Raw genomic sequence first — 22,504 nt, 5'->3', positions numbered from 1 at the left:
ATCGTTGCCTTGGAAGCGTCACTCATGACTTTACGGTTCAACAGATCGCTTATCGCCCTGCTGCTGGCGGGCGGGCTATTCGGCGCCGCGCCCTCGCTGCACGCCGCCGCCATACAGGATCAATCGCTGCCGGATATCGGCACCACCGCCGGCAATATCCTCAGCATCAATCAAGAGCTGGCGATGGGGGACTTTTACGTGCGCCAGCTGCGGGCCAGCGCGCCGCTGATTAACGATCCCCTGCTCGACGGCTATATCAACCGGCTGGGAGAGCGCCTGGTTTCCCACGCCGACGGCGTGCGCACCCCCTTCCACTTCTATCTGGTTCGCAATGACGACATCAACGCCTTTGCTTTCTTCGGCGGCAACGTGGTGCTGCACAGCGCCCTGTTCCGCTATACCGACAATGAGAGCCAGCTGGCCTCGGTGATGGCCCATGAGATCTCCCACGTCACCCAGCGCCACCTGGCGCGGGCGATGGAGGAGCAGCAGCGCACGGCGCCGCTGACCTGGGTCGGCGCCCTCGGCTCCATCCTGCTGGCGATGGCCAGCCCGCAGGCGGGCATGGCCGCCCTGACCGGCACCCTGGCGGGAGCCCAGCAGGGGATCATCAGCTTTACCCAGCAGAATGAGCAGGAGGCCGATCGCATCGGTATTCAGGTGCTGCAGCGCGCCGGATTCGATCCCCAGGCCATGCCCAACTTTCTGCAAAAGCTAGCCGACCAGTCGCGCTACTCCTCCAAGCCGCCGGAGATCCTGCTGACCCACCCCTTGCCGGACAGCCGCCTGACCGATACCCGCAACCGCGCCAACCAGATGCGCCCCCACCCGGTTCAGTCCTCGCTCGACTACCTGCTGGCCAAGGTGCGCACCCTGGGCATGTACAGCGGTAACGACCTCGACGGCGGCTATCTCAGCAGCGACATGCTGGATACGCTGGCGCGCGGCAACGTGCGCGAGCAGCAGGCGGCGCGCTATGGGCGGGCCATCCTGTTCTCTCAGGCCAACAAGTTTGACGACGCGCGCCGCACCCTGCAGCCGCTGCTGACGGCCGATCCCGACAACGTCTGGTATATCGACCTGATGACCGATATCGACCTCAACCAGAAGCAGGCGGCGGCGGCCATCGCCCGTCTGGAGGCCGCGCTGGCAAAAAATCGCAGCGACCCCGTTCTGCAGATCAATCTGGCCAACGCCTATATTCAGGGCGGAAAGGCGCCCCAGGCCTCTCGCCTGCTGTATCGCTATACCTACAGCCACCCCGACGATGTCAACGGCTGGGATCTGCTGGCGCAGGCCAGCGCCGCACAGGGGCTGCGCGACGAGGAGCTGGCCGCCCGCGCCGAACAGCTGGCGCTGACCGGCGAACTGCAGCAGGCGATCGGGCTGTTGGGCAACGCCAGCGCGCTGATGCCCCTCGGCAGCCTGAAGCAGGCGCGCTATGACGCCCGTATCGATCAGCTGCGTCAGCTGCAGGAGCGCTTTAAACAGTACCAGCGCCGCTGATGCTCACGCCCCGGCGCCGCGGGCGCCGGGGAATTTCCCCTAACTACAGGAGCCCCTATGTCCTCCGTCGTTATCTATCACAATCCCCGCTGCTCTAAGAGCCGCGCCACGCTGCAGCTGCTGGAAGAGCGCGGTATCCATCCCGAGATCGTACCGTATCTGGAGACGCCGCCGGATGCCGACGCGCTGCGTGGCCTGCTCGCCGCGCTGGGCTTTGACTCCGCGCGTCAACTGATGCGACGGGGCGACGATCTGTATCAGCAGCTGGATCTGGACAACCCGACGCTGGACCAGGACGCGCTGATCGCCGCGCTGGTCGCGCACCCCTCGCTGATAGAGCGCCCCATCGTGGTCAACGGCCCGCGGGCGCGCCTGGGCCGCCCGCCGCAGCAGGTGCTGGAAATTCTGTAAATAGCGTTGTACGCCGGGCGAGTCCGGCGCGCGACATAGATCGCCGCTCGGCTACAGCAGCAGCGTCTCTTTAACGAAGGGGATGGTCAGCTTACGCTGGGCGGCGATAGAGGCCCGATCGAGCTGATCCAGGGTCATAAACAGGGTGCGCATCTCACGATCCAGACGCTTAAGCAGAAAGCGACCCACGTCCTCCGGCAGCTCAAAGCCGCGCAGACGGGCGCGCAGCTGCAGCGCCTGCAGCTTCTCCTCATCGCCCAGCGGCTGCAGCTTATAAATCTGCCCCCAGTCCAGGCGCGAGGCCAGATCGGGCAGCCGCAGATTGAGCTGGCGCGGCGGACGATCGCCGGTGATCAGCAGGCGGGTGCGTCCGCTCTCCTGAATACGGTTATACAGATTGAAGATGGCCATCTCCCAGGCCTCATCGCCGGCGATACATTCGATATTATCGATACAGACCAGCGCCAGCTGCTCCATGCCGTCCAGCACTTCGGGGACAAAGTAGGCCCGCTTATCGAGCGGCACAAACCCGACCGCTTCGCCGCGCTGCGACAGCTCGGCGCAGGCCGCATGCAGCAGATGGCTGCGTCCGCCGCCCTCGCGTGACCAGAAATAGATGTAGGATCCGTGCTCTTGACGTAATGCATTCTGCAGCGCAGCGAGCAGCGCGGCATTCTCCCCCGCGTAGAAACTGGCAAAGGTTTCATCGTCGGGCAGATAGAGCGGCAATGAAAGCTGGGTGGGCGTGTTCAGATTCACCTCAGACATGAACTTGCAAAAAACGCTTTCAGTTTAACACAGAAATGCGCACAGGCATGCGCTAATCACGCCGCGGCGCTAAAAACCCACGCCGGGGCGCGCCCTATCCCCCCACCCGCGGCGCGCCCCGGCGGCGGCCCTACGCGGCGCTAACGCCAGCGCGCCGTCTTCAATATGGAATAGTTCCCCGTCCCCAGGCAGGCCAGCGCCAGGCCACCCACGCCGTAATAGAGCAGGCTCTCAATCGCCGATGCGCCGCTCTTCGTCAGGCTGAAAGTATCGCCAACGTGGACCAAATACCAGGCGAACAGCATCGTAAACGCCATGATCAGGGCCGAAGGCCGAACCAACACCCCCAGCACGATCAGCGCCGGCGCCAGCAGCTCCCCAACGTAGGTGCCGTAGCCGAGAAACGCCGGCAGCCCCTTAGCCGCCAGCAGCGCATTGATGCCCGTCAGGCCGAAGGCGGCTTTATTGACGCCATGAAACAGCATCAGGCCGCCCAGCGTGATACGCAGCAGCAATTTACCGAGATCCTCATTGTGCAACAGATGGTTCAGGCGCAGCAGGAATACATTCATGAGATAAATCCTTTTTCACAGTTAAATATCCTTACGGGCCGGGAAGCCCACTGACGCGGCGCCAACGCCACCCTCACCGAGGAGGAAGATAAATAAAAAGAAGCAGGATCAAGAGAATAGCCAGCGGCGGCAGCGCGCCCTAACGCGCTTAACATAACCACAGGGCATAGAGAAAAGAGGACATTGCGTGCGGTGGATCCGCCCCGCATCATCGCGACGCACGCGGGCGGAAAGGTGGGAGCCGGACTCCGCCCGGCTCCCGTCGGCGGCGTTAGATATCCTCCGGCAGCTCAATAATCTCTTCTTCTTTGCGCATCAGGCTGAACAGCTTGAACAGCAGGCTCATCCCGATACCGACGATGGTCGCCAGCGCCATGCCCTTCAGCTCCGCGGCGCCGATGTGCACCTTGGCACCGCTGACGCCGATGATCAGGATGACCGAGGTCAGGATCAGGTTCTGCGCCTTGTTGTAGTCGACCTTGGAGTCGATCAGCACCCGGATCCCGGACGCCCCGATCACGCCATACAGCAGCAGGGAGACCCCGCCCATCACCGGCACCGGGATCACCTGGATCGCCGCCGCCAGCTTACCGACGCAGGAGAGAAGAATCGCCAGCACCGCCGCACCGCCGATCACCCAGGTACTGTAGACCTTGGTGATCGCCAGCACGCCGATGTTTTCGCCGTAGGTGGTGTTCGGCGTCGAGCCGAAAAAGCCGGAGAACATGGTGGAGAAGCCGTTGGCAAACATGGAGCGGTGCAGGCCCGGATCGCGCATCAGATCTTTCTTCACGATATTGGCGGTCACCACCAGGTGGCCGACGTGCTCGGCAATCACCACCAGCGCCGCCGGCAGGATGGTCAAAATGGCGAACCACTCAAAGCGCGGCGTATAGAAGGTTGGCAGCGCAAACCAGTGGGCCTCTTTGATCGGCGTAATATCCACCACGCCCATAAAGAAGGAGAGCGCGTAGCCTACCAGCACGCCGATCAGGATCGGGATGATGGCCAAAAAGCCGCGGAACAGCACCGAGCCCAGCACCGTCACCGCCAGCGTCACCATGGAGATGGTGATGGTGGTGCCGTCGGCGCGGGCGCCGTCGGCCGGCAGCAGGCCGGCCATATTGGCCGCCACGCCGGCCAGCTCCAGGCCAATCACCGCCACAATCGCCCCCATTGCCGCCGGGGGAAAGATCACGTTCAGCCAGCCGGTGCCGGCTTTTTTCACAATCAACGCCACCAGACAGAACAGCGCGCCGCAGACGATAAAGCCGCCCAGCGCCAGCTCATAGCCTAGCGGCAGCAGCAGCATCACCGGTGAAATAAAGGCAAAGCTGGAGCCGAGATAGGCCGGGATCTTGCCTTTACAGATAAACAGATACAGCAGAGTGCCGATGCCGTTGAACAGCAGTACCGTCGCTGGGTTGATCTTAAACAGAATGGGAACCAGCACGGTGGCGCCAAACATGGCGAACAGGTGCTGAAAGCTCAACGGAATCGTTTGCAGAAGCGGCGGACGCTCGCTGACGCCGATGACGCGACGGGTCATGGTGTATTTCCTCTCTCGTTAATCGATAGTGTTGGTGTTTGAAAGGGGCGTGACGCTCCCGGCGTCACGCCAAAAAAAAGCCGACTAACGAGTCGGCTCACGGGTTATTTGGTACCAAATATTTTATCGCCGGCGTCGCCTAGACCCGGAATAATGTAACCCTTATCGTTTAGGCCCCGATCGATGGAGGCGGTGTACAGCTCCACGTCCGGGTGCGCCTTCTCCAGCGCGGCGATGCCTTCCGGCGCCGCCACCAGCACCAGCACCTTGATGGAGCGGCAGCCGGCGTTCTTCAGCAGATCGATGGTGGCGATCATGGAGCCGCCCGTGGCCAGCATCGGGTCGACGACCAGCGCCATACGCTCATCGATGTTGGAGACCAGTTTCTGGAAATAGGGAACCGGCTCCAGCGTCTCTTCGTTACGGTAGATCCCCACCACGCTGATACGGGCGCTCGGCACATGCTCCAGCACCCCTTCCATCATGCCCAGTCCTGCGCGCAGGATCGGCACCACGGTGATCTTTTTCCCTTTAATCTGTTCAACTTCGACCGGGCCGCACCAACCATCAATGGTTACTTTTTCTGTTTCGAGGTCTGCGGTCGCTTCATAGGTCAGCAAACTGCCCACTTCAGAGGCCAGTTCACGGAATCGTTTGGTGCTGATGTCATTTTCACGCATCAAACCCAGTTTGTGTTTCACAAGCGGGTGTTTCACTTCAACGATCTTCATTTTTTTTCTCCCATGTAGCTGTTCTGCGCCCAAAAAAATCGCGAGATTATACCGCCTTTTCGCCCGCTTGCCAGAGGAAAAAGCATGATCTCAATCAATAAAGAAACACTCTATTACCTGTCGCGCGAAAACGTTACCGTCGGGCATTACGGGATAGCAAACGTTTGCTTTGGCTGCTAGAATTGCGCCGCCTGACTTTTTCCGCAGGGTTCGCGGACGCCTCATCGCGCTGCCGACGGACCACGCCTAACCGCCATGGGGATTTACGCAGTGACCGACAAAACCGCTCTCAGTTACAAAGACGCCGGCGTAGACATTGATGCTGGCAACGCTTTGGTTGACCGAATTAAAGGCGTCGTCAAAGAGACCCGCCGACCTGAAGTGATGGGCGGCCTGGGCGGCTTCGGCGCACTGTGCGCGCTGCCGCAAAAATACCGTGAGCCGGTGCTGGTCTCCGGTACCGACGGCGTCGGCACCAAGCTGCGTCTGGCGATGGATCTGCAGCGCCACGACAGCATCGGTATCGATCTGGTGGCCATGTGCGTCAACGACCTGGTGGTTCAGGGCGCCGAGCCGCTGTTTTTCCTGGATTACTACGCCACCGGCAAGCTCGACGTCGATACCGCGGCGAGCGTCATCGGCGGGATCGCGGCGGGCTGTAAACAGGCCGGCTGTGCGCTGGTGGGCGGAGAAACCGCTGAAATGCCCGGCATGTACCACGGCGAAGACTACGACGTGGCCGGATTCTGCGTCGGCGTGGTCGAGAAGTCCCAGATTATCGACGGCAGCCAGGTGCGCCCCGGCGATGCCCTGATCGCCCTGGCCGCCAGCGGGCCACACTCCAACGGCTACTCGCTGATCCGCAAGATCCTGGAGGTCAGCGGCTGCGATCCGCGCACGACCATGCTGGCCGGGCGCCCGCTGGCCGACCACCTGCTGGCGCCGACCCGTATCTACGTCGCCGCCTGTCTGGATCTGATCGCCAGCCATGAGGTGCACGCCCTCGCCCATCTCACCGGCGGCGGCTTCTGGGAGAACATTCCGCGCGTGCTACCGGCCGGCGCCAAGGCCGTCATCGACGAAGGCAGCTGGCAGTGGCCGGCCGTCTTCGACTGGCTGCAGCAGACCGGCAACGTCAGCCGCCGCGAAATGTACCGCACCTTTAACTGCGGCGTCGGGATGGTAATCGCCCTGCCGCAGGCACAGGTCGACTCCGCGCTGGCGCGCCTGAGCCAATCCGGCGAACAGGCCTGGCTGCTGGGCCATATCGCCGAGGCGCAGGGCGACGAGCCGCAGGTCGAGATCCTGCGCTGAGGGGGCATGCCATGAAGCGTATCGTCGTGCTGATCTCCGGCCAAGGCAGCAATCTGCAGGCGCTGATCGACGCCTGCGCCGCCGGACGGATTCCAGGGCGCATCGTCGCCGTTTTCAGCAACCGCGCCGACGCCCACGGACTGGCGCGCGCGCGCCGAGCCGGCATTAACGCGTGCGCCCTGTGTGCGGATGACTACCCCGACCGCCAGGCCTTCGACATGGCGCTGGCGGCGCAGATCGCCGCCTATCATCCTGACCTTCTGGTGCTGGCCGGCTATATGCGCATCCTCTCGCCGGCCTTTGTCCAGCGCTTCGCCGGGCGCATGCTCAACGTTCACCCCTCGCTGCTGCCGCGCTACCCCGGTCTGGATACCCACCGCCGGGCCCGGGACAATGGCGATACCCAGCACGGCGCCTCCGTTCACTTTGTCAGCGACGCGCTGGACGGCGGTCCGGTGGTGCTGCAGGCCCAGGTACCGATCTTCGCCGACGACAGCGTCGCCGAGATCGCCGCTCGGGTGCAGGTACAGGAGCACGCCATCTATCCGCTGGCGGTCGCCTGGTTCTGCAGCGATCGTCTACGACAGCGCGACGGTCTGGCCTGGCTGGACGGACAGGCGCTGCCGCCGCAGGGGTACGCCAGCGATTAGCCACGCGGCGACCGTATCGACGCCGTCGCCCCCTGCAGTTATTAATAAACAGCGGTTATAATATCGTTCCCTATCCGGCGGCCTCGGCCGCCCATTCCCTGCGACGAGAGGAACGATTATGTCCAGCGAGAGTTACGTCAGGCTACATCCCCTGGAACGGGAAGACCTGCCGTTTGTCCACCAGCTTGATAACAACGCCAGCGTGATGCGCTATTGGTTTGAGGAGCCCTACATCGCCTTTGTCGAGCTGGCCGAACTGTACGACAAGCATATCCACGATCAGAGCGAGCGCCGCTTTGTGGTCGAGCAGAACGGCACCAAGATAGGGCTGGTTGAGCTGGTCGAAATCGACCATATTCACCGCCGCGCCGAGTTTCAAATCATCATCGATCCCGCCCATCAGGGACACGGCTACGCCAGCCGCGCGGCGCAGCTGGCCATGGAGCACGCCTTTGCCGTGCTCAACCTGTATAAGCTGTACCTGATCGTCGACAAAGAGAACCACAAGGCTATCCATATCTATAGCAAGCTGGGCTTTGAGGTCGAGGGGGAGCTGATCCACGAGTTTTTCATCAACGGCGAGTACCGCAACGCCATCCGCATGTGCATGTTCCAGCACCGCTATCTGGCCATGTACCGCGCACCGGCGCCGGGCGTATAGCGCCGCGGTTGGACTTTCCCCCCGCAGACTCGCCATAATAGTAGGGCAATGTTCCGTCCACGGCGGTATCACCGCCGGGCAGCCGCCCCGCGCAGCGCGGGACGGATCGTTTTTGCTTTGGTACTGGAGTCACAATGGGGCAGGAAAAGCGCTATATCGACAAAGAGCTCAGCTGGCTATCCTTCAATGAGCGCGTACTGCAGGAGGCCGCCGATAAAAGCAACCCGCTGATCGAGCGCATGCGCTTTCTCGGCATTTATTCCAGCAACCTGGACGAATTCTATAAGGTGCGCTTCGCCGAGCTGAAGCGCCGCATACTGATCAGCGAGGAGCAGGGCACGGATAACGGCAGTTCACGCCACCTGCTGCAGCAGATCCAGGCCAAGGTGCTCAAGGCCGATCAGGAGTTCGACTCCCTGTACAACGACCTGCTGCTGGAGATGGCGCGCAATCAGATCTTCCTGATCAACGAACGCCAGCTCTCCGAAAACCAGCAGGTGTGGCTACGGCAGTACTACCGCAACCATCTGCGCCAGCATATCACGCCGATCATGCTCGATGAGGAGACCGATCTGGTCTCCTTCCTCAAGGATGACTACACCTATCTGGCGGTGGAGATCGTCAGCGGCCAGCAGACCCGCTATGCGCTGCTGGAGATCCCCTCCGACAAGGTCGAGCGCTTCATCATGCTGCCGCCGGAGACGCCGCGCCGACGCAAGCCAATGATTCTGGTGGACAACATTCTGCGCTACTGCCTGGATGACATCTTCTGTGGCTTCTTCGATTACCACACCCTGAACGCCTATTCGATGAAGATGACCCGCGACGCCGAATACGATCTGGTGACGGAGATGGAGTCCAGCCTGATGGAGCTGATGTCCTCTAGCCTCAAGCAGCGCCTGACCGCCGAGCCGGTGCGCTTTGTGTACCAGCGCGACATGCCCGACGAGCTGGTCAGCCTGCTGACCCGTCGGCTGGGCATCTCCTCCTACGATTCAGTCATCGCCGGGGGGCGTTACCACAACTTTAAGGATTTCATCAAGTTTCCCAACGTCGGTAAGGCCAACCTGCTCAATCGCCCGCTGCCGCGCCTGCGCCACGTCTGGTTCGATCGCTTCCGTAACGGCTTCGACGCCATCCGCGACCACGACGTGCTGCTGTACTACCCCTATCACACCTTCGAGCACGTGCTGGAGCTGCTGCGCCAGGCCTCCTTCGACCCCAGCGTACTGGCGATTAAGATCAATATCTACCGGGTGGCCAAGAACTCCCGTATCATCGAATCGATGATCCATGCGGCCCACAACGGCAAGAAGGTCACGGTGGTGGTGGAGCTGCAGGCGCGCTTCGATGAAGAGGCTAACATTCACTGGGCCAAGCGGCTGACGGAGGCCGGCGTACACGTGATATTCTCGGCCCCGGGGCTGAAGATCCACGCCAAGCTGTTCCTGATCTCGCGCCGCGAAGGCGACGACATCGTGCGCTATGCCCATATCGGCACCGGTAACTTCAACGAGAAAACCGCCCGGCTGTACACCGACTATTCGCTGCTGACCGCCGATGCCCGTATCACCAACGAAGTCCGCCGGGTATTCAACTTTATCGAAAACCCCTATCGCCCGGTTAATTTCGAACACCTGATGGTCTCCCCGCAGAACTCACGCCGCATGCTGTATCAGCTGATCGATCAGGAGATAACCCATGCCCAGGCCGGGCTGAGCGCCGGGATCACTCTTAAGATCAACAACCTGGTGGATAAAGGGCTGGTCGACCGTCTGTACGCGGCCTCCAGCGCCGGGGTAAAAATCCGCCTGCTGGTGCGCGGCATGTGCGCGCTGGTGCCGGGGATCCCGGGAGTCAGTGATAATATCAGCGCCATCAGCATCGTCGATCGCTTCCTGGAGCATGCCCGGGTCTATGTCTTTGACAACCACGGCGATCCGCAGGTCTTTCTCTCATCGGCCGACTGGATGACCCGCAACATCGACTACCGCATTGAGGTGGCGGTGAGCCTGCTCGATCCCCTGCTGCGCCAGCGGGTGCTGGATCTGCTGGAGCTGCAGTTCAGCGATACCGTCAAGGCCCGCTACCTCGATCGGGAGCTGAGCAACCGCTATGTGCCGCGCGGCAACCGCCGCAAAGTGCGCTCACAGCTGGCCATCTATGATTACATCCGGGCGCTGGAACATGCCGACGCCCAGCAGGCGCGAGAGCTCCCCGTGCCGCCGACCCATGACTGAACCGGACTGCCTATGCCGCTGATTCCCACTTCGCCCCGTCCGCAGGAGATCGCCGCCGTCGATCTCGGCTCCAACAGTTTTCATATGGTGATCGCGCGCGTCGTCAACGGCGCGCTGCAGGTGCTGGGGCGGCTAAAGCAGCGCGTCCATCTGGCCGACGGCCTGGATCAGCATCAGTGCCTGAGCGAGGAGTCCATGGCGCGCGGCCTGGCCTGCCTGGCCCTGTTCGCCGAGCGCCTGCAGGGCTTTCCGGCGGAAAACGTCTGCATCGTTGGCACCCATACCCTGCGCCAGGCCAACAATGCCCAGGAGTTCCTCAAGCGCGCCGCCAAGGTGATCCCCTATCCCATCGAGATCATCTCCGGCCATGAAGAGGCGCGCCTGATCTTTATGGGCGTCGCCCACACCCAGCCCGAGAAGGGCCGCAAGCTAGTGATCGATATCGGCGGTGGCTCCACGGAGATGGTGATCGGCGAGGACTTTGACCCGATTCTGGTCGAGAGTCGGCGCATGGGCTGCGTCAGCTTTGCCCAGCAGTTCTTTACCGGCGGCGTCATCAGCGCCGCCGGTTTTCAGCGCGCCCGCCTGGCCGCGGCGCAAAAGCTGGAGAACATGGCCTGGCAGTACCGCATTCAGGGCTGGAGCGCCGCGCTGGGCGCCTCCGGCTCCATTAAGGCGGCCTATGAGGTTCTGGTCGCCATGGGCGAAAAAGATGGGCTGCTCACTCCGGCGCGTCTGGCGATGCTGTGCGACGAGGTGCTGCGCTACGACCACGTCGATCGCCTGCGTCTGCCGGGGCTGTCCGAGGATCGCCGCCAGGTCTTCGTTCCGGGGCTGGCCATTCTGTGCGGGGTGTTCGACGCGCTGGCGATAAAGCAGCTGCGCCTGTCGGACGGTGCGCTGCGCGAAGGGGTACTGTATGAGATGGAGGGGCGTTTCCGCCACCAGGATATCCGCAGCCGCACCGCGCTCAGCCTGGCCGAGCACTACAATATTGACCGTGAGCAGGCCCAGCGCGTGCAGGCCAGCGCGCAGCAGCTCTACGCGCAGTGGATGGTGCAAAACCCGCGGCTGGTGCATCCGCAGCTAGAGGCGCTGCTCAACTGGGCGGCCGCGCTGCACGAGGTGGGGCTGAGCATCAACCACAGCGGCATGCAGCGCCACTCGGCCTATATCCTGCAAAATACCAATCTGCCCGGATTCACCCAGGAGCAGCAGCTGATGCTGGCGACGCTGGTACGCTGCCAGCGCAAGGCGCTGCGGCTGGAGGAGCTGCCGCGCTTCACCCTGTTTAAGAAAAAACAGTATCTGCCGCTGATCCAGATCCTGCGTCTGGCTACCCTGCTCAACAATCAGCGCCAGTCCACCGCGCCGCCCGCGACGCTGCAGCTGGAGACCCATGGTTTTCAGTGGGTGCTGCGCTTCCCGCCCCACTATCTGCGGCAAAATAGCCTGGTGCAGCTGGACGTGGAGAAGGAGCAGGCGTATTGGCGCAGCGTCGACGGCTGGAGCCTGGTGATCGAAGCGCAGCTAGAGGACTAGCGCGCGCCGACGCGCACGCGAGCCCGCGCTAATCAGGCCGACGGTGCGCCGTTGAACACCAGATGGGACGGCAGGGTAAACGCGAAGCGGGTTCCCTGCCCGAGAGCGCTATCGATCGCCAGCTGCGCCTCGTGGTGCTGCAGCGCATGCTTGACGATGGCCAGTCCCAGCCCGCTGCCGCCGGTGCGGCTAGAGCGGGAGCGGTCGACCCGGTAAAAGCGCTCGGTCAGATGGCTGAGGTGCTCCTGAGCGATGCCCGGCCCATTGTCCTGCACGCTAAAGTAGGCCCCCTGCGCGGTGCGCTGCCAGCATACCCTAATCTGCGTTCCCGCCGGCGTATGGTTGATCGCGTTATACACCAGGTTAGAGACGGCGCTGCGCAGCTGCTCCTCGTTGCCGCGCACCCGCAGGCCATCATCAATGCTAAAGCGTAGCGTGTGCTGGCCGTCGCTCAGCGCGTTGGCCTCGCGCTCCAGCATATGCAGCATCGCCGGGACATCGACCACCGCGCTGAGATCGATGTCCGGCGCCGCCTCAATCCGCGACAGCACCAGCAGCTGCCGAACCAGTCCATCCATACGCTGCGCCTGCGCCTGCATGGTCAGCAGCGCCTTCTCCCGCTGCGGCGCCGGCATGGCATCGTCGCCAAACATCTCCAGATAGCCCTGCAGCACCGTCAGCGGCGTGCGCAGCTCATGGCTGACGTTGGCAAAAAAGTTGCGCCGCGCACCCTCCAACTGGCGCTTTTGGGTCACATCGCGCGCGATCATCAGCATCTGCCCCTCGCTGTAGGGCATCAGGCGAAACTCCATATAGCGCCCGCTGTTCAGGTGCAGCGTCAGCGGCCGAGCGTAGTCGGCGTCGCCCAGATAACGGCTAAATTCGGGATAGCGCAGCAGATTGCGGATATTCTGCCCATTATCCTCCGGCCAGCGGAACCCCAGCAGATGCTGCGCCAGATGGTTACACCAAAAGATGTTGCCCTCATCGGTCAGCATCACGATGGCATCGGGCAGCGACTCCGCCCCGCTGCGGAAGCGTTTGATCAGCAAAGCCAGCTCACGCCGCCGCCGCCGATTGCGCTGCTGCATCTGATACAGCCCGTAAAACAGCGGCTCCCAGCTGCCGCGCCCGCTGGGCGGCGTCATGCTGCGATCCACCCACAGCCAGTGGGAGAGCCGCAGCTGATTCCAGCCGTGCCACAGCAGCAGCAGGCACAGCGCCGACAGTAAAAACCAGGGTAAATAGCCGAACAGCGCGCCGAGCAGCAGCGCCGGCACGCAGCACAGCAGCAGCTCAGACAGCAGCGTCTTCCAGGAGAGTTTATCTAGCACAGTCAGAACTCCGTCGCCGATCAGAAACGGGCGGAGAAACGGTAGCCGGTACCGCGCACGGTCTGCACCATGCGATCGTGCCCGCTGCCCTCCAGCGCCTTACGCAGACGGCGAATGTGGACATCGACGGTACGATCCTCCACATACACGTTAGTGCCCCAGACATGATTGAGCAACTGTTCGCGGCTGTAAACCCGCTCAGGGTGAGTCATAAAGAAGTGCAGCAGTTTAAATTCGGTCGGCCCCATCTCCACCGCGTCGTCCTGGGCCGTCACCCGGTGCGAGACGGGATCGAGGCTCAGCCCCTGCAGGTTGATGGTCTCCTCCAGCGCCATCGGCGAAATGCGGCGCATCACCGCCTTGATCCGCGCCACCAGCTCTTTGGGCGAAAACGGCTTGGTAATGTAGTCATCGGCGCCCACCTCCAGACCGCGCACCCGATCCTCCTCTTCGCCGCGCGCCGTCAGCATCATCACCGGAATCTCCCGGGTCGCCGGCTCCCGCTTCAGCTGCTTGATAAGCTGGATACCCGAGCCGCCGGGCAGCATCCAGTCCAGCAGAATCAGATCGGGGTAAGGCTCGCACAGCTGGCTTAACGCACCGTCATAGCTCTCCGCCTCCAGCGGCTGATAGCCGTTCTGCTCCAGAACGAAACTCACCATATCCCTGATGGGCGTTTCATCTTCTACGACTAAAATGCGTATGGTCATACTGACTTCCCGGTTAATTGTCATCCGCTGCAATTATGCGTCATTTTTATGACAGATTTATGAAAAAAAAGAGATCCCCTCTCGCCGCCGCGGCCAACGGGTTGGCGCCCTTTTGTCGCGCCGGGTATACTGGCCGCCATATCCTCCGCCCGCCGCCGCGGGCGCGCCCTCCGTTGCCAAGCAAGGGACACCATGCGTCTGATCCATACCTCCGACTGGCACCTTGGCCAGCATTTCTACGGTAAAAGCCGCGCCGATGAACACCGTGCGTTTCTCGACTGGCTGCTGCTGCAGGCCGAGCAGCAGCAGGCCGACGCCATCATCGTGGCCGGCGATCTGTTCGATACCGGAACGCCGCCCAGCTATGCCCGTGAACTGTACAACCGCTTTGTGGTGGCGCTGCAGGGACGCGGCTGTCAGCTGATCGTCCTGGCGGGTAACCACGACTCGGTGGCGACCCTCAACGAATCCCGCGAGCTGCTGGCCTGCCTGCATACCCAGGTGATCGCGGGCGCCCACGCCGACGATGCGCCGCTGCTGCTGCGGCGACGCGACGGCAGCCCCGGCGCCATCCTGTGCGCCGTTCCCTTTCTGCGACCGCGCGACCTGCTGCAAAGCCGCGCCGGCCAGTCCGCCGCGGAGAAGCAGCTGGCGCTGCAGCAGGCCATCAGCGATCACTACCACGCCCTGTATCAGCGTGCGCTGGCGCTGCAGGCCTCGCTAGCGCAGCCGCTGCCGATCGTCGCCACCGGCCACCTGACCACCGTCGGCGCCAGCGGCTCCGAATCGGTGCGCGATATCTATATCGGCACGCTGGATGCCCTGCCGGCCAGCGCCTTTCCCCCAGCAGACTATATCGCCCTGGGGCATATTCACCGCCCGCAGCGAGTCGGTCACGCGGAGCATATTCGCTACAGCGGCTCCCCGATCCCCCTGAGCTTTGACGAGTTGGGCAGCAGCAAAAGCGTCTGCCTGGTGACCTTAGCGTACGGCAGCGCGCCGCAGATAACCCAGCTGCCCATCCCCCAGACCCAGCCGATGCGCCTGCTCAAGGGCTCGCTGACGGAGATTGGCGCAGCCATGGAGGCCCTGCGCCCACTGGCGACGGACAAGCCGGTCTGGCTGGACATCGAGATCGACAGCGACGGCTGGCTCAGCGAAAGCGAACGCACACTGCAGCAGCAGGCGGAGACGCTGCCGGTGGAGATCCTGCTGCTGCGGCGCAGCCGTGAGCAGCGTCAGCGCGCCCTGACCATGCAGGCCGGCGAGACCCTGAGCGAGCTGACCCCCGACGACGTATTTAGCCGACGCCTGGCGCTGGAGCAGGAGAGCGATCCTCAGCAGCAAGCGCGGGCGCAGCGGCTGTTCCAGCAGGTGCTGCAGGAGATAACGCTAGACCCCGATACCGAGGAGACGCAGGCATGAGGATCCTCAGTCTACGCTTTAAGAACATCAACTCGCTGCGCGGCGAGTGGAAAATTGACTTCAGCGCCCCCCCTTCTGCGATAGCGGGCTGTTTGCCATTACCGGCGCCACCGGCGCGGGAAAAACCACCCTGCTGGACGCCATCTGTCTGGCGCTGTACCACCAGACCCCGCGTCTGGACACCATCTCCGCCAGCCAGAATGAGCTGATGACCCGCGGCACCGCCGAATCCTTGGCCGAGGTGGAGTTTGAGGTCAAGGGGATAGGCTACCGCGCCTTTTGGAGCCAGCGGCGCGCCAACAACCGCCCCGACGGCAAGCTGCAGGCGATACGCGCCGAGCTGGCGCGGCTGGATGACGGTACGATCCTGTGCGATAAAATCAGCGATAAGCTAAAAACCATCGCCGAACTGACCGGCCTGGACTTTGGCCGCTTTACCAAGTCGATGATGCTGTCGCAAGGGGAGTTCGCCGCGTTCCTCAACGCCGATGCCGGCAAACGCGCCGAGCTGCTGGAGGAGCTGACCGGTACCGAGATCTACGGGCGCCTCTCCGAGGCGGTCTTCGCCCGCTTTAAGCAGGCCAAGAGCGATCTGGACGCGCTGCGCGAACGCGCCGCCGGCGTTGAGCTGCTCAGCGACGCCCAGCGCGAGGCGCTGCAGGCCAGCCTGACCCACGCCCAAACGCAGGAGCAGGCGCTGCGCGCTCAGCTGACGCAGGCGCAGCAGCAGCAGGCGTGGCTACGGCGTCAGCAGGAGCAGCGCCAGGCGCTGAGCCAGGCACAGACGCAGGCCGCCCAGGCCGAGCAGCACTGGCTCGCCCTTCAGCCGCAGCTGCTGCGGCTGACCCACGCCGAACCCGCGCTGCGGCTGCGGCCGTATTACCAGAGCCTGACCCAGGCCGAGGAGGATCTACGCCAGGCCGACGCCCAGCAGCATCAGCTGGAGGCGCGTCTACAGGCGGCGGCCGCCCAGCGGGCGCCGCTGCAGCAGGCGCTACAGCAGGCGCAGCAAGCCTGGCAGCAGCTGCGCCAGCGCCGTGATGAAACGCAGGCGCTGATCGCCGAGCGAGTGCTACCGCTGGACAATGCGCTGAGCAAACAGGAGGAGGCCGAACAGCGGCTGTCGCAGCAGTGGCAGGAGAGTCAGCGCCAGCTGCAGGATCTGCAGGCGCAGCAACAGCAGCTCAGCGCGCAGCAGGAGGCCCAGCGACAGCAGCACGCCGCGCTGCAGCGGCAGCTGGACGCCGCCCGGCAGCACGCCCAGTGGGGCGAACGGCTGCCGCGCTGGCAGATGCTGCTGGAGCGCCGCGGCGTGCTCAGCGACGACGGGCTACGGCTGAGCGCCGAGCGGACGCGGCTGCAGCAGGAGATACAGCACCTGTGCCGCCAGCGCGATGCGCGCCAGGAGACCCTGCTTGGCCTGCAGCAGGACGAGCAGCGTCTGCGTCAGGCGCTGGAGACGCAGGAGGCCGAGCTGCAAGCGTGGCAGCGCCACCACCCCGCCGAACACGTAACGCAGGCGCGAACGACCCTGCAGCAGGGCGATGACGATCGCCAGCAGCTGATCGCGCTGCAGCCGCTGGCCCTGCAGGAGATGGCGCGCATACAGGCGCTGCAGGCGCGCGATGGCGCACTGCAGCGCGAGCGTCTAATCCTGGAGCAGCAGCTCGCGGAGAAGCGGCGTCAGTACGCGGATAAGCGCCAGCACCTGCAGGATCTGGAGCAGCAGATAGCGCTGCAGATGCGACTGATCAGCCTGGAAACGGAGCGCGCCAGCCTGCGTGAGGGCGAACCCTGCCCGCTGTGCGGCGCATGCGATCACCCGCTGGCGGCCAGCTACCAGCCCCCGGCGCTCAGCGACAGCCAACGGCGCCGCGATCGCCTCAGCCAGGAGGTCGAGCGCCTGGGACGGGAAGGCGGAGCGCTGAGCGAACGCGCGGCTCAAGCCGCGGCGCAGTGCGCCCAGCTGGAAAGCGAAGCCCAGCAGCTGCAGCAGACGCTGACCCAGCAGCGCGCGCGCTGGCAGCAGATCTGTGACGCGCTGGGGCTAGCGCTGGCGCTGGAGGATGAGACGGCCCTCGCCGACTACCTGCAGCGCTGCGCCCAGCGGCGCCGCGAGCTGGACAGCCTGCAGGCTCAGGGAGAGGCACTGGCACAGCGCCTGCAGCGGGCGCGCGACGCCCTGACCCAGGCCAGCGGGCGGCTGAGCCAGGAGCAGCATGCGCAAAGTCTGCTGCTGCAGACGCTGCAAACCCAGGAGACCCGCCGCGCGGAGTGCGAGCGCCAATGGCAACAGACCGAGCAGGAGCAGCAGAGTCTGACACAGCAGATAGCCGACGATCTGGCCGACGGCGAACTGACGGCGCCCGATGCCGCACAGAGCGAGCGCTGGCTGGCGGCGCGACGCGACGAGTGGCAGCGTTGGCAGCAGGCGCAGGCGCAGCACCAGCAGCTGCAGACCCAGGCGCTCAGCCTAGAGCAGCAGCTACGCCTGCTGCAGCAGCAGCTGACGACGCAGACACAGCACCACGAGACGCTGACGCGCGAGCGTCAGACGCTGGATGAGCAGCGGGCCCTTCTGCTGGCCCAGCGGCGCGCCCTGCTCGACGGCCGCCCGATCGCGGACGTTCAGGCCGAGCTGCTGCACCAAGAGCAGGCGCTGGAGCAGCGTCAGAGCGCCGCGCTGGCGGAAAGTCAGCGCTGGCAGCAGCAGTATGAGCGACTGGAGGGCGAGCTGAGCGCCGCCCGCCAGCAGCAGCAGACGCTGACCCAGCGCCTGCTGCCGCTGCGTCAGCGCTGGCAGTCTGCGCTGGCCGACTCCCCCTTTAGCGACGACGCCGCTCTGCTGGCTGCGATGCTGACGGAAGAGGAGCAGCGGCAGCTCACGGCACTGCGCGACGACGCCCAGCGGCAGCGGCAGCAAAGCGCGGCCCTGCTGGCGCAGGCTCAGCAGGCCGTTGCCCAGGGTGAGGCGACCCGCCCGCAGGAGTTGCATATCGACGACGACGACCCGTGGCTGGAGCAGCGCTGTAGCGCACTGACGCAGCAGCTGCGCCAGCATAGCCTGCAGCAGGGCGAGCTGCAGCAGCAGCTGCACAGCGACACCCAGCGGCGCCACAGCCAGCAGAGCTGGCTGGCCGAGATAGCCCAGCGCGAACGGGCGTATCAGGACTGGAGCTACCTCAATCAGCTGATCGGCTCCAGCAGCGGCGACAAGTTCCGCAAGTTTGCTCAGGGGCTGACGCTGGACCATCTGGTCTATCTGGCCAACCGCCAGCTGATGCGCCTGCACGGACGCTACCAGCTGCTGCGCCGAGAGGGCGACACCCTGGAGCTGGAGGTCGTCGATACCTGGCAGGCGGATGCGCGGCGCGATACCCGCACCCTCTCCGGCGGCGAAAGTTTCTTGGTCAGCCTGTCCCTGGCCTTGGCGCTGTCGGATCTGGTCAGTCACAAGACCCGCATCGACTCGCTGTTTCTGGATGAGGGATTTGGCACGCTGGATGCCGAGACGCTGGATACCGCGCTGGACGCGCTGGATACCCTGAACGCCAGCGGTAAAACCATCGGCGTCATCAGCCACGTCGAGGCGATGAAGGAGCGGATCCCGCTGCAGATCCGGGTGAAAAAAATCAACGGACTGGGCTTTAGCCGCCTCGACAGTCGCTATCGCGTCAGCGGCGACGGGGAGTCATAAGCCGGCGCGGGCGCCGGCGTACCGCTACAGCAGCCAGCGCCCGTACAGCCAGTACCAGAGGATCAGCAGCAGCGCCAGGTTGGCCACCACCGACAGCATGAAGGCGTTGCGAAACGCCATCTTACGGGTTTTATGCTGAAACAGCGCCTGGCCGAGCAGCCCGCCCGGCCAGCCCCCGAGGACGCCGCCGAGCAGCAGCGTGCGCTCAGGGATACGCCACCGCGCCTGCACCGCCGCCAGCTTGTCATAGCCGTACATCAGCAGGGTCCACAGGTTCACCAACGCCAGCCAATACCACAGCGGATGGGGCGTCAGCAGACAGAACGGCAGCGTCAGCGTCAGCGTCAGCGCCAGTGCACCATCGCAGATCAGGGTTGGTTTCATTTAATTGCAATAAACTGTGACAAAGTCCGCCTATATTCGCGCGTCCGCGGCGAAACGACAATTGCCGGGGGCCTCGCTCCGGCACCCCGGCGGCGGCAACCGGGCATTTTCAGCTTTTTCTGACCGGCACGCCCAGCTCCAGCAGCCACTCACCGCTGGCTCGACCATCGCTCAGATAGCGCTCAAAGCAGGGACCGCCGTCCGGACGATAGCCGCTGGCAGGCAGCGCCTGGTCAAACAGCGCTACCCACGGCGTGGCAAAATCATTATCGATGACCCGCACCTGCGCCAGCGCATACAGGCCCCCAGCCAACGTGTCCCAACGGATCCCGGACGCCTCACCATCTGACGGGAGCGCTGTTGTCGCCGTCGTCAGGGCGACATCCGCCCGCAGTGCCTCTGGCGCAACCTCGCGGGGATTATCATAGTACAGCGCCATCCACTGCCCCTGCAGGCTATGGCGCGTCGACCACGCCATCAGCCGCTCAAATCCCGGCCCCAGCGACTGCGCAAACGGCCCCTGCACGCGCAGGGCGAACAGCGGCTGCGCCGCTAAACTCACGATCTTCACCTGCATATCCATCCTCTCCCGCTCTCTCGCGCCACGGCGGCGCCTCTGCCAGTATGGCAAATCGCCGACCAGCCCGCCGTTACGCAGGCCACAGCCACGCGGCGCCGCGCACGCCGCTGGCGTCGCCGTGCTGCGCCGGGCGAATCGGGGTGCGGCACTCGCCGCCGAACACCCAGGGGGTGATCAGATCCGGCAGGGTACGATACAGACGGCTCACGTTGCTCATGCCGCCGCCCAGCACGATCACGTCCGGATCCAGCGTGTTAATGGTCTGCGCCAGCGCACGCGCCAGACGCTGCTCATAGCGGGCGATGGCCGCCAAGGCCGACGCATCGCCCGCATCGGCCCGCGCCATGATCTGCGCCCCGTCAAGCGCCGCCCCGCCGTGGCGCCGGTAGTCGGCGCAGAATCCGCTGCCGGAGACAAAGGTTTCAATGCAGCCCTGTTTGCCGCAGTAGCAGGGCTGCGCCGCTGACGCCGCCCGTTCGGCGTCATCCTGCCAGGGTAAGGGGTTATGCCCCCACTCGCCGGCGATGCCGTTACCGCCGGCGTGCACCCGGCCATCCAGCGCAATCCCCGCGCCGCAGCCGGTGCCGATAATCACGGCAAAGACCACCCGGGCGCCGGCCGCCGCGCCGTCGGTCGCCTCCGATACCGCCAGACAGTTCGCATCGTTGGCCAACCGCACCGTTCTTTTCAGCAGGGCGGACAGGTCGGCGTCCAGCGTCGAGCCGTTCAGCCAGGTCGAGTTGGCGTTCTTAACCCGCCCGCTAAACGGGGACAGCGTACCGGGAATACCGACCCCGACCGAGGCGCGCTCGCCGCAGTGCGCCTCGGCGTCCGCCACCAGCTGGACTATCGCCGCCAGCGTCGCCGCATAGTCATGGCGCGGGGTGGCAACCCGCCGCCGAAACAGGGTTTCCCCGCGATCCCCCAAAGCCTGCACCTCAATCTTGGTGCCGCCCAAATCAATCCCGATACGCATCGGCGTCTCCTGTATCACTCATCCGGTGCCCATAGTAGCGGAGTTTTTCCGTGAAGAAACGGGGAGAATTCGCTATCATTGACGCCGCTAACTCCCACCTTTTTTTCCGGAAAAATGCCTCATGCTCTGGTTTAAGAACCTGTTAATTTACCGTCTGAACCGTGAAATTCCGCTGGTGGCGCAAGAGATGGAGTCCCAGCTCAGCGCCATGGCATTTACCCCCTGCGGCAGTCAGGATATGTCGCGCACCGGCTGGGTTCCCCCCCTCGGCGGCGGCAGCGACGCGCTGACCCACTGCGCCAACGGGCAGATCCTGCTGTGCGCGCGCAAAGAGGAGAAGATCCTGCCGGCGCCGGTGCTCAAGCAGGCGCTGCAGGCCAAAATCGAAAGGCTAGAGGGTGAGCAGCACCGCAAGCTGAAAAAAACCGAAAAAGACGCGCTGAAGGATGAGGTGCTGCACAGCCTGCTGCCGCGCGCCTTCAGCCGCTTTAACCAGACCTGGCTGTGGATAGACAGCGTCAACAACCTGATCATGCTGGACGCCGCCAGCGCCAAGCGGGCGGAAGACGTGCTGGCGCTGCTGCGCAAGAGCCTGGGCTCCCTGCCCGTCGTGCCGCTGACGCTGGATAAACCCATCGAGATGACCCTGACCGAATGGGTACGCAGCGGCAACACCCCGGCGGGCTTCAGCCTGCAGGACGAGGCCGAGCTGAAGGCTATCCTGGACGAGGGCGGCGTTATTCGCTGCAAACAGCAGGAGCTGGTGTGCGATGAGATCGCCGTGCATATCGAGGCCGGTAAGCTGGTGACCAAGCTGGCGCTGGACTGGCGCGAGCGCATTCAGCTGGTGCTGGCCGACGACGGCGCCGTTAAGCGCCTGAAGTTCTCGGAAACCCTGCGCGATCAGAATGAAGATATCGATCGTGAAGACGCCGCCCTGCGCTTTGACGCCGACTTCGCCCTGATGACCGGCGAGCTGGCGGTATTAATCGACGAGCTGATCGCCGCCCTGGGCGGTGAGGCGGCGCAGTAAACGCCGGGAGGCAACCGTGCCTGGACATGCGATGATCTACCATGCGGTATACCTGATCCTGGAGCGCGACGGCCGCTTTCTACTGGCCCGCCGCGCCAATACCGGCTTTGCCGACGGCTGTTGGTCGCTGCCCGCCGGACACGTCGAAGCGGGCGAGTCCGCGAGCCAGGCGATGGCGCGCGAGGCGCAGGAGGAGATAGGGCTAACGCGGGACCCCGCCGCGCTGCGCCATGTCTACACCCTGCACCGCCGCAGCGCCGATCGCACCTATGTCGATCAGTGGTTTTATCTGGCGGATGACGACGCCGTCATCGATAACCGGGAGCCGCACAAGTGCGACGCGCTGACCTGGTTCGCCCCCGATGCGCTGCCGCAGGAGACCCTGCCCTACGTACGTCGGGTGCTGACGGAGTTCCGCCAC

At 64.1% G+C, this 22,504-nt stretch carries 20 protein-coding genes; 11 read left to right on the top strand and 9 right to left on the bottom strand.

The window, feature by feature from the left end; genetic code table 11:
- The first annotated feature begins 24 nt into the window (after positions 1-24).
- Both bepA and arsC read left to right on the top strand, forming a co-directional pair.
- Positions 25-1,506 (top strand): beta-barrel assembly-enhancing protease, encoded by a 1,482-nt coding sequence (gene bepA / locus BRD58_RS05835; protein WP_015461165.1) that lies wholly within the window; start codon positions 25-27, stop codon positions 1,504-1,506.
- Positions 1,507-1,563: 57 nt separating this feature from the next.
- Entirely contained in the window at positions 1,564-1,917 is a 354-nt protein-coding gene (arsC, locus tag BRD58_RS05830) for an arsenate reductase (glutaredoxin) (RefSeq protein ID WP_012847955.1), read from the top strand.
- 51 nt (positions 1,918-1,968) lie between these two features.
- Here arsC and hda read toward each other — a convergent pair whose 3' ends face one another.
- The 4 genes from hda to upp all read right to left on the bottom strand — a co-directional run bounded on the left by hda (position 1,969) and on the right by upp (position 5,537).
- On the bottom strand, positions 1,969-2,685 hold the full coding sequence (gene hda / locus BRD58_RS05825; RefSeq protein WP_012847954.1) for a DnaA inactivator Hda: 717 nt from the start codon (positions 2,683-2,685) through the stop codon (positions 1,969-1,971).
- Between the two features lie 140 nt (positions 2,686-2,825).
- Positions 2,826-3,257 (bottom strand): DoxX family protein, encoded by a 432-nt coding sequence (locus BRD58_RS05820; protein ID WP_012847953.1) that lies wholly within the window; start codon positions 3,255-3,257, stop codon positions 2,826-2,828.
- 271 nt (positions 3,258-3,528) lie between these two features.
- Positions 3,529-4,806 (bottom strand): uracil permease, encoded by a 1,278-nt coding sequence (gene uraA, locus BRD58_RS05815; protein ID WP_012847952.1) that lies wholly within the window; start codon positions 4,804-4,806, stop codon positions 3,529-3,531.
- 104 nt (positions 4,807-4,910) lie between these two features.
- Positions 4,911-5,537, bottom strand: coding sequence for a uracil phosphoribosyltransferase (upp, locus tag BRD58_RS05810; RefSeq protein ID WP_012847951.1), 627 nt, complete (start codon positions 5,535-5,537; stop codon positions 4,911-4,913).
- Between the two features lie 270 nt (positions 5,538-5,807).
- On the opposite strand from upp, the gene purM reads away from it, so the two are divergent.
- The 5 genes from purM (at position 5,808) to ppx (ending at position 11,944) form a co-directional block, all read left to right on the top strand.
- A complete protein-coding gene (gene purM / locus BRD58_RS05805) occupies positions 5,808-6,851 on the top strand; it encodes a phosphoribosylformylglycinamidine cyclo-ligase (RefSeq protein ID WP_012847950.1) in 1,044 nt (347 codons plus the stop codon).
- Between the two features lie 11 nt (positions 6,852-6,862).
- Positions 6,863-7,501 (top strand): phosphoribosylglycinamide formyltransferase, encoded by a 639-nt coding sequence (purN, locus tag BRD58_RS05800; RefSeq protein ID WP_069578357.1) that lies wholly within the window; start codon positions 6,863-6,865, stop codon positions 7,499-7,501.
- 118 nt (positions 7,502-7,619) lie between these two features.
- Positions 7,620-8,162 carry a spermidine N1-acetyltransferase gene (speG, locus tag BRD58_RS05795; protein WP_012847948.1) on the top strand — a complete coding sequence of 181 codons (543 nt, stop codon included), beginning with the start codon at positions 7,620-7,622 and terminating at the stop codon, positions 8,160-8,162.
- Positions 8,163-8,296: 134 nt separating this feature from the next.
- Positions 8,297-10,402 (top strand): polyphosphate kinase 1, encoded by a 2,106-nt coding sequence (gene ppk1 / locus BRD58_RS05790; RefSeq protein ID WP_012847947.1) that lies wholly within the window; start codon positions 8,297-8,299, stop codon positions 10,400-10,402.
- A 12-nt stretch (positions 10,403-10,414) separates the two neighbouring features.
- The gene (ppx, locus tag BRD58_RS05785) at positions 10,415-11,944 is read left to right on the top strand and encodes an exopolyphosphatase (protein WP_034167991.1); all 1,530 of its coding nucleotides are present in this window, start codon (positions 10,415-10,417) and stop codon (positions 11,942-11,944) included.
- Positions 11,945-11,976: 32 nt separating this feature from the next.
- Here the strand turns inward: ppx and phoR are convergent, their stop codons facing one another.
- Entirely contained in the window at positions 11,977-13,278 is a 1,302-nt protein-coding gene (gene phoR / locus BRD58_RS05780; RefSeq protein WP_012847945.1) for a phosphate regulon sensor histidine kinase PhoR, read from the bottom strand.
- A 20-nt stretch (positions 13,279-13,298) separates the two neighbouring features.
- Complete coding sequence (phoB, locus tag BRD58_RS05775) at positions 13,299-13,988, bottom strand: phosphate regulon transcriptional regulator PhoB (RefSeq protein WP_069578355.1); 690 nt, start codon at positions 13,986-13,988, stop codon at positions 13,299-13,301.
- 192 nt (positions 13,989-14,180) lie between these two features.
- On the opposite strand from phoB, the gene sbcD reads away from it, so the two are divergent.
- Both sbcD and BRD58_RS05765 read left to right on the top strand, forming a co-directional pair.
- Complete coding sequence (sbcD, locus tag BRD58_RS05770; RefSeq protein ID WP_012847943.1) at positions 14,181-15,413, top strand: exonuclease subunit SbcD; 1,233 nt, start codon at positions 14,181-14,183, stop codon at positions 15,411-15,413.
- A gap of 88 nt (positions 15,414-15,501) precedes the next feature.
- A complete protein-coding gene (locus BRD58_RS05765) occupies positions 15,502-19,110 on the top strand; it encodes an AAA family ATPase (protein ID WP_321970053.1) in 3,609 nt (1,202 codons plus the stop codon).
- A gap of 24 nt (positions 19,111-19,134) precedes the next feature.
- Here BRD58_RS05765 and BRD58_RS05760 read toward each other — a convergent pair whose 3' ends face one another.
- The 3 genes from BRD58_RS05760 to mak all read right to left on the bottom strand — a co-directional run bounded on the left by BRD58_RS05760 (position 19,135) and on the right by mak (position 21,050).
- Positions 19,135-19,494, bottom strand: coding sequence for a DUF1294 domain-containing protein (locus BRD58_RS05760; protein WP_073381961.1), 360 nt, complete (start codon positions 19,492-19,494; stop codon positions 19,135-19,137).
- Between the two features lie 109 nt (positions 19,495-19,603).
- A complete protein-coding gene (locus BRD58_RS05755) occupies positions 19,604-20,071 on the bottom strand; it encodes a GyrI-like domain-containing protein (protein WP_069579612.1) in 468 nt (155 codons plus the stop codon).
- Positions 20,072-20,144: 73 nt separating this feature from the next.
- Positions 20,145-21,050, bottom strand: a complete 906-nt coding sequence (mak, locus tag BRD58_RS05750) for a fructokinase (RefSeq protein WP_069578352.1) — start codon at positions 21,048-21,050, stop codon at positions 20,145-20,147.
- A gap of 121 nt (positions 21,051-21,171) precedes the next feature.
- Between mak and rdgC the strand changes: the two genes are divergently transcribed.
- A complete protein-coding gene (rdgC, locus tag BRD58_RS05745; RefSeq protein ID WP_012847938.1) occupies positions 21,172-22,083 on the top strand; it encodes a recombination-associated protein RdgC in 912 nt (303 codons plus the stop codon).
- Positions 22,084-22,099: 16 nt separating this feature from the next.
- On the top strand, positions 22,100-22,504 hold a 405-nt coding region (locus BRD58_RS05740), incomplete at its 3' end, for an NUDIX hydrolase (RefSeq protein ID WP_236721577.1).

It is taken from the genome of Edwardsiella piscicida (genome assembly GCF_001896205.1).
Lineage (GTDB): Bacteria > Pseudomonadota > Gammaproteobacteria > Enterobacterales > Enterobacteriaceae > Edwardsiella > Edwardsiella piscicida.
The sequence above is the reverse complement of the archived record's forward strand: the minus strand, read 5'-3'. Positions and strand labels throughout refer to the sequence as shown.

Excerpts from the sequence above, each read along its gene's own strand:
- upp (WP_012847951.1), bottom strand. The coding sequence starts at position 5,537 with ATGAAGATCGTTGAAGTGAAACACCCGCTTGTGAAACACAAACTGGGT.
- bepA (WP_015461165.1), top strand. The coding sequence starts at position 25 with ATGACTTTACGGTTCAACAGATCGCTTATCGCCCTGCTGCTGGCGGGC.
- hda (WP_012847954.1), bottom strand. The coding sequence starts at position 2,685 with ATGTCTGAGGTGAATCTGAACACGCCCACCCAGCTTTCATTGCCGCTC.
- ppk1 (WP_012847947.1), top strand. The coding sequence starts at position 8,297 with ATGGGGCAGGAAAAGCGCTATATCGACAAAGAGCTCAGCTGGCTATCC.
- rdgC (WP_012847938.1), top strand. The coding sequence starts at position 21,172 with ATGCTCTGGTTTAAGAACCTGTTAATTTACCGTCTGAACCGTGAAATT.
- BRD58_RS05820 (WP_012847953.1), bottom strand. The coding sequence starts at position 3,257 with ATGAATGTATTCCTGCTGCGCCTGAACCATCTGTTGCACAATGAGGAT.
- phoB (WP_069578355.1), bottom strand. The coding sequence starts at position 13,988 with ATGACCATACGCATTTTAGTCGTAGAAGATGAAACGCCCATCAGGGAT.
- BRD58_RS05755 (WP_069579612.1), bottom strand. The coding sequence starts at position 20,071 with ATGCAGGTGAAGATCGTGAGTTTAGCGGCGCAGCCGCTGTTCGCCCTG.
- purN (WP_069578357.1), top strand. The coding sequence starts at position 6,863 with ATGAAGCGTATCGTCGTGCTGATCTCCGGCCAAGGCAGCAATCTGCAG.
- speG (WP_012847948.1), top strand. The coding sequence starts at position 7,620 with ATGTCCAGCGAGAGTTACGTCAGGCTACATCCCCTGGAACGGGAAGAC.
- sbcD (WP_012847943.1), top strand. The coding sequence starts at position 14,181 with ATGCGTCTGATCCATACCTCCGACTGGCACCTTGGCCAGCATTTCTAC.
- arsC (WP_012847955.1), top strand. The coding sequence starts at position 1,564 with ATGTCCTCCGTCGTTATCTATCACAATCCCCGCTGCTCTAAGAGCCGC.
- mak (WP_069578352.1), bottom strand. The coding sequence starts at position 21,050 with ATGCGTATCGGGATTGATTTGGGCGGCACCAAGATTGAGGTGCAGGCT.
- BRD58_RS05760 (WP_073381961.1), bottom strand. The coding sequence starts at position 19,494 with ATGAAACCAACCCTGATCTGCGATGGTGCACTGGCGCTGACGCTGACG.
- uraA (WP_012847952.1), bottom strand. The coding sequence starts at position 4,806 with ATGACCCGTCGCGTCATCGGCGTCAGCGAGCGTCCGCCGCTTCTGCAA.
- ppx (WP_034167991.1), top strand. The coding sequence starts at position 10,415 with ATGCCGCTGATTCCCACTTCGCCCCGTCCGCAGGAGATCGCCGCCGTC.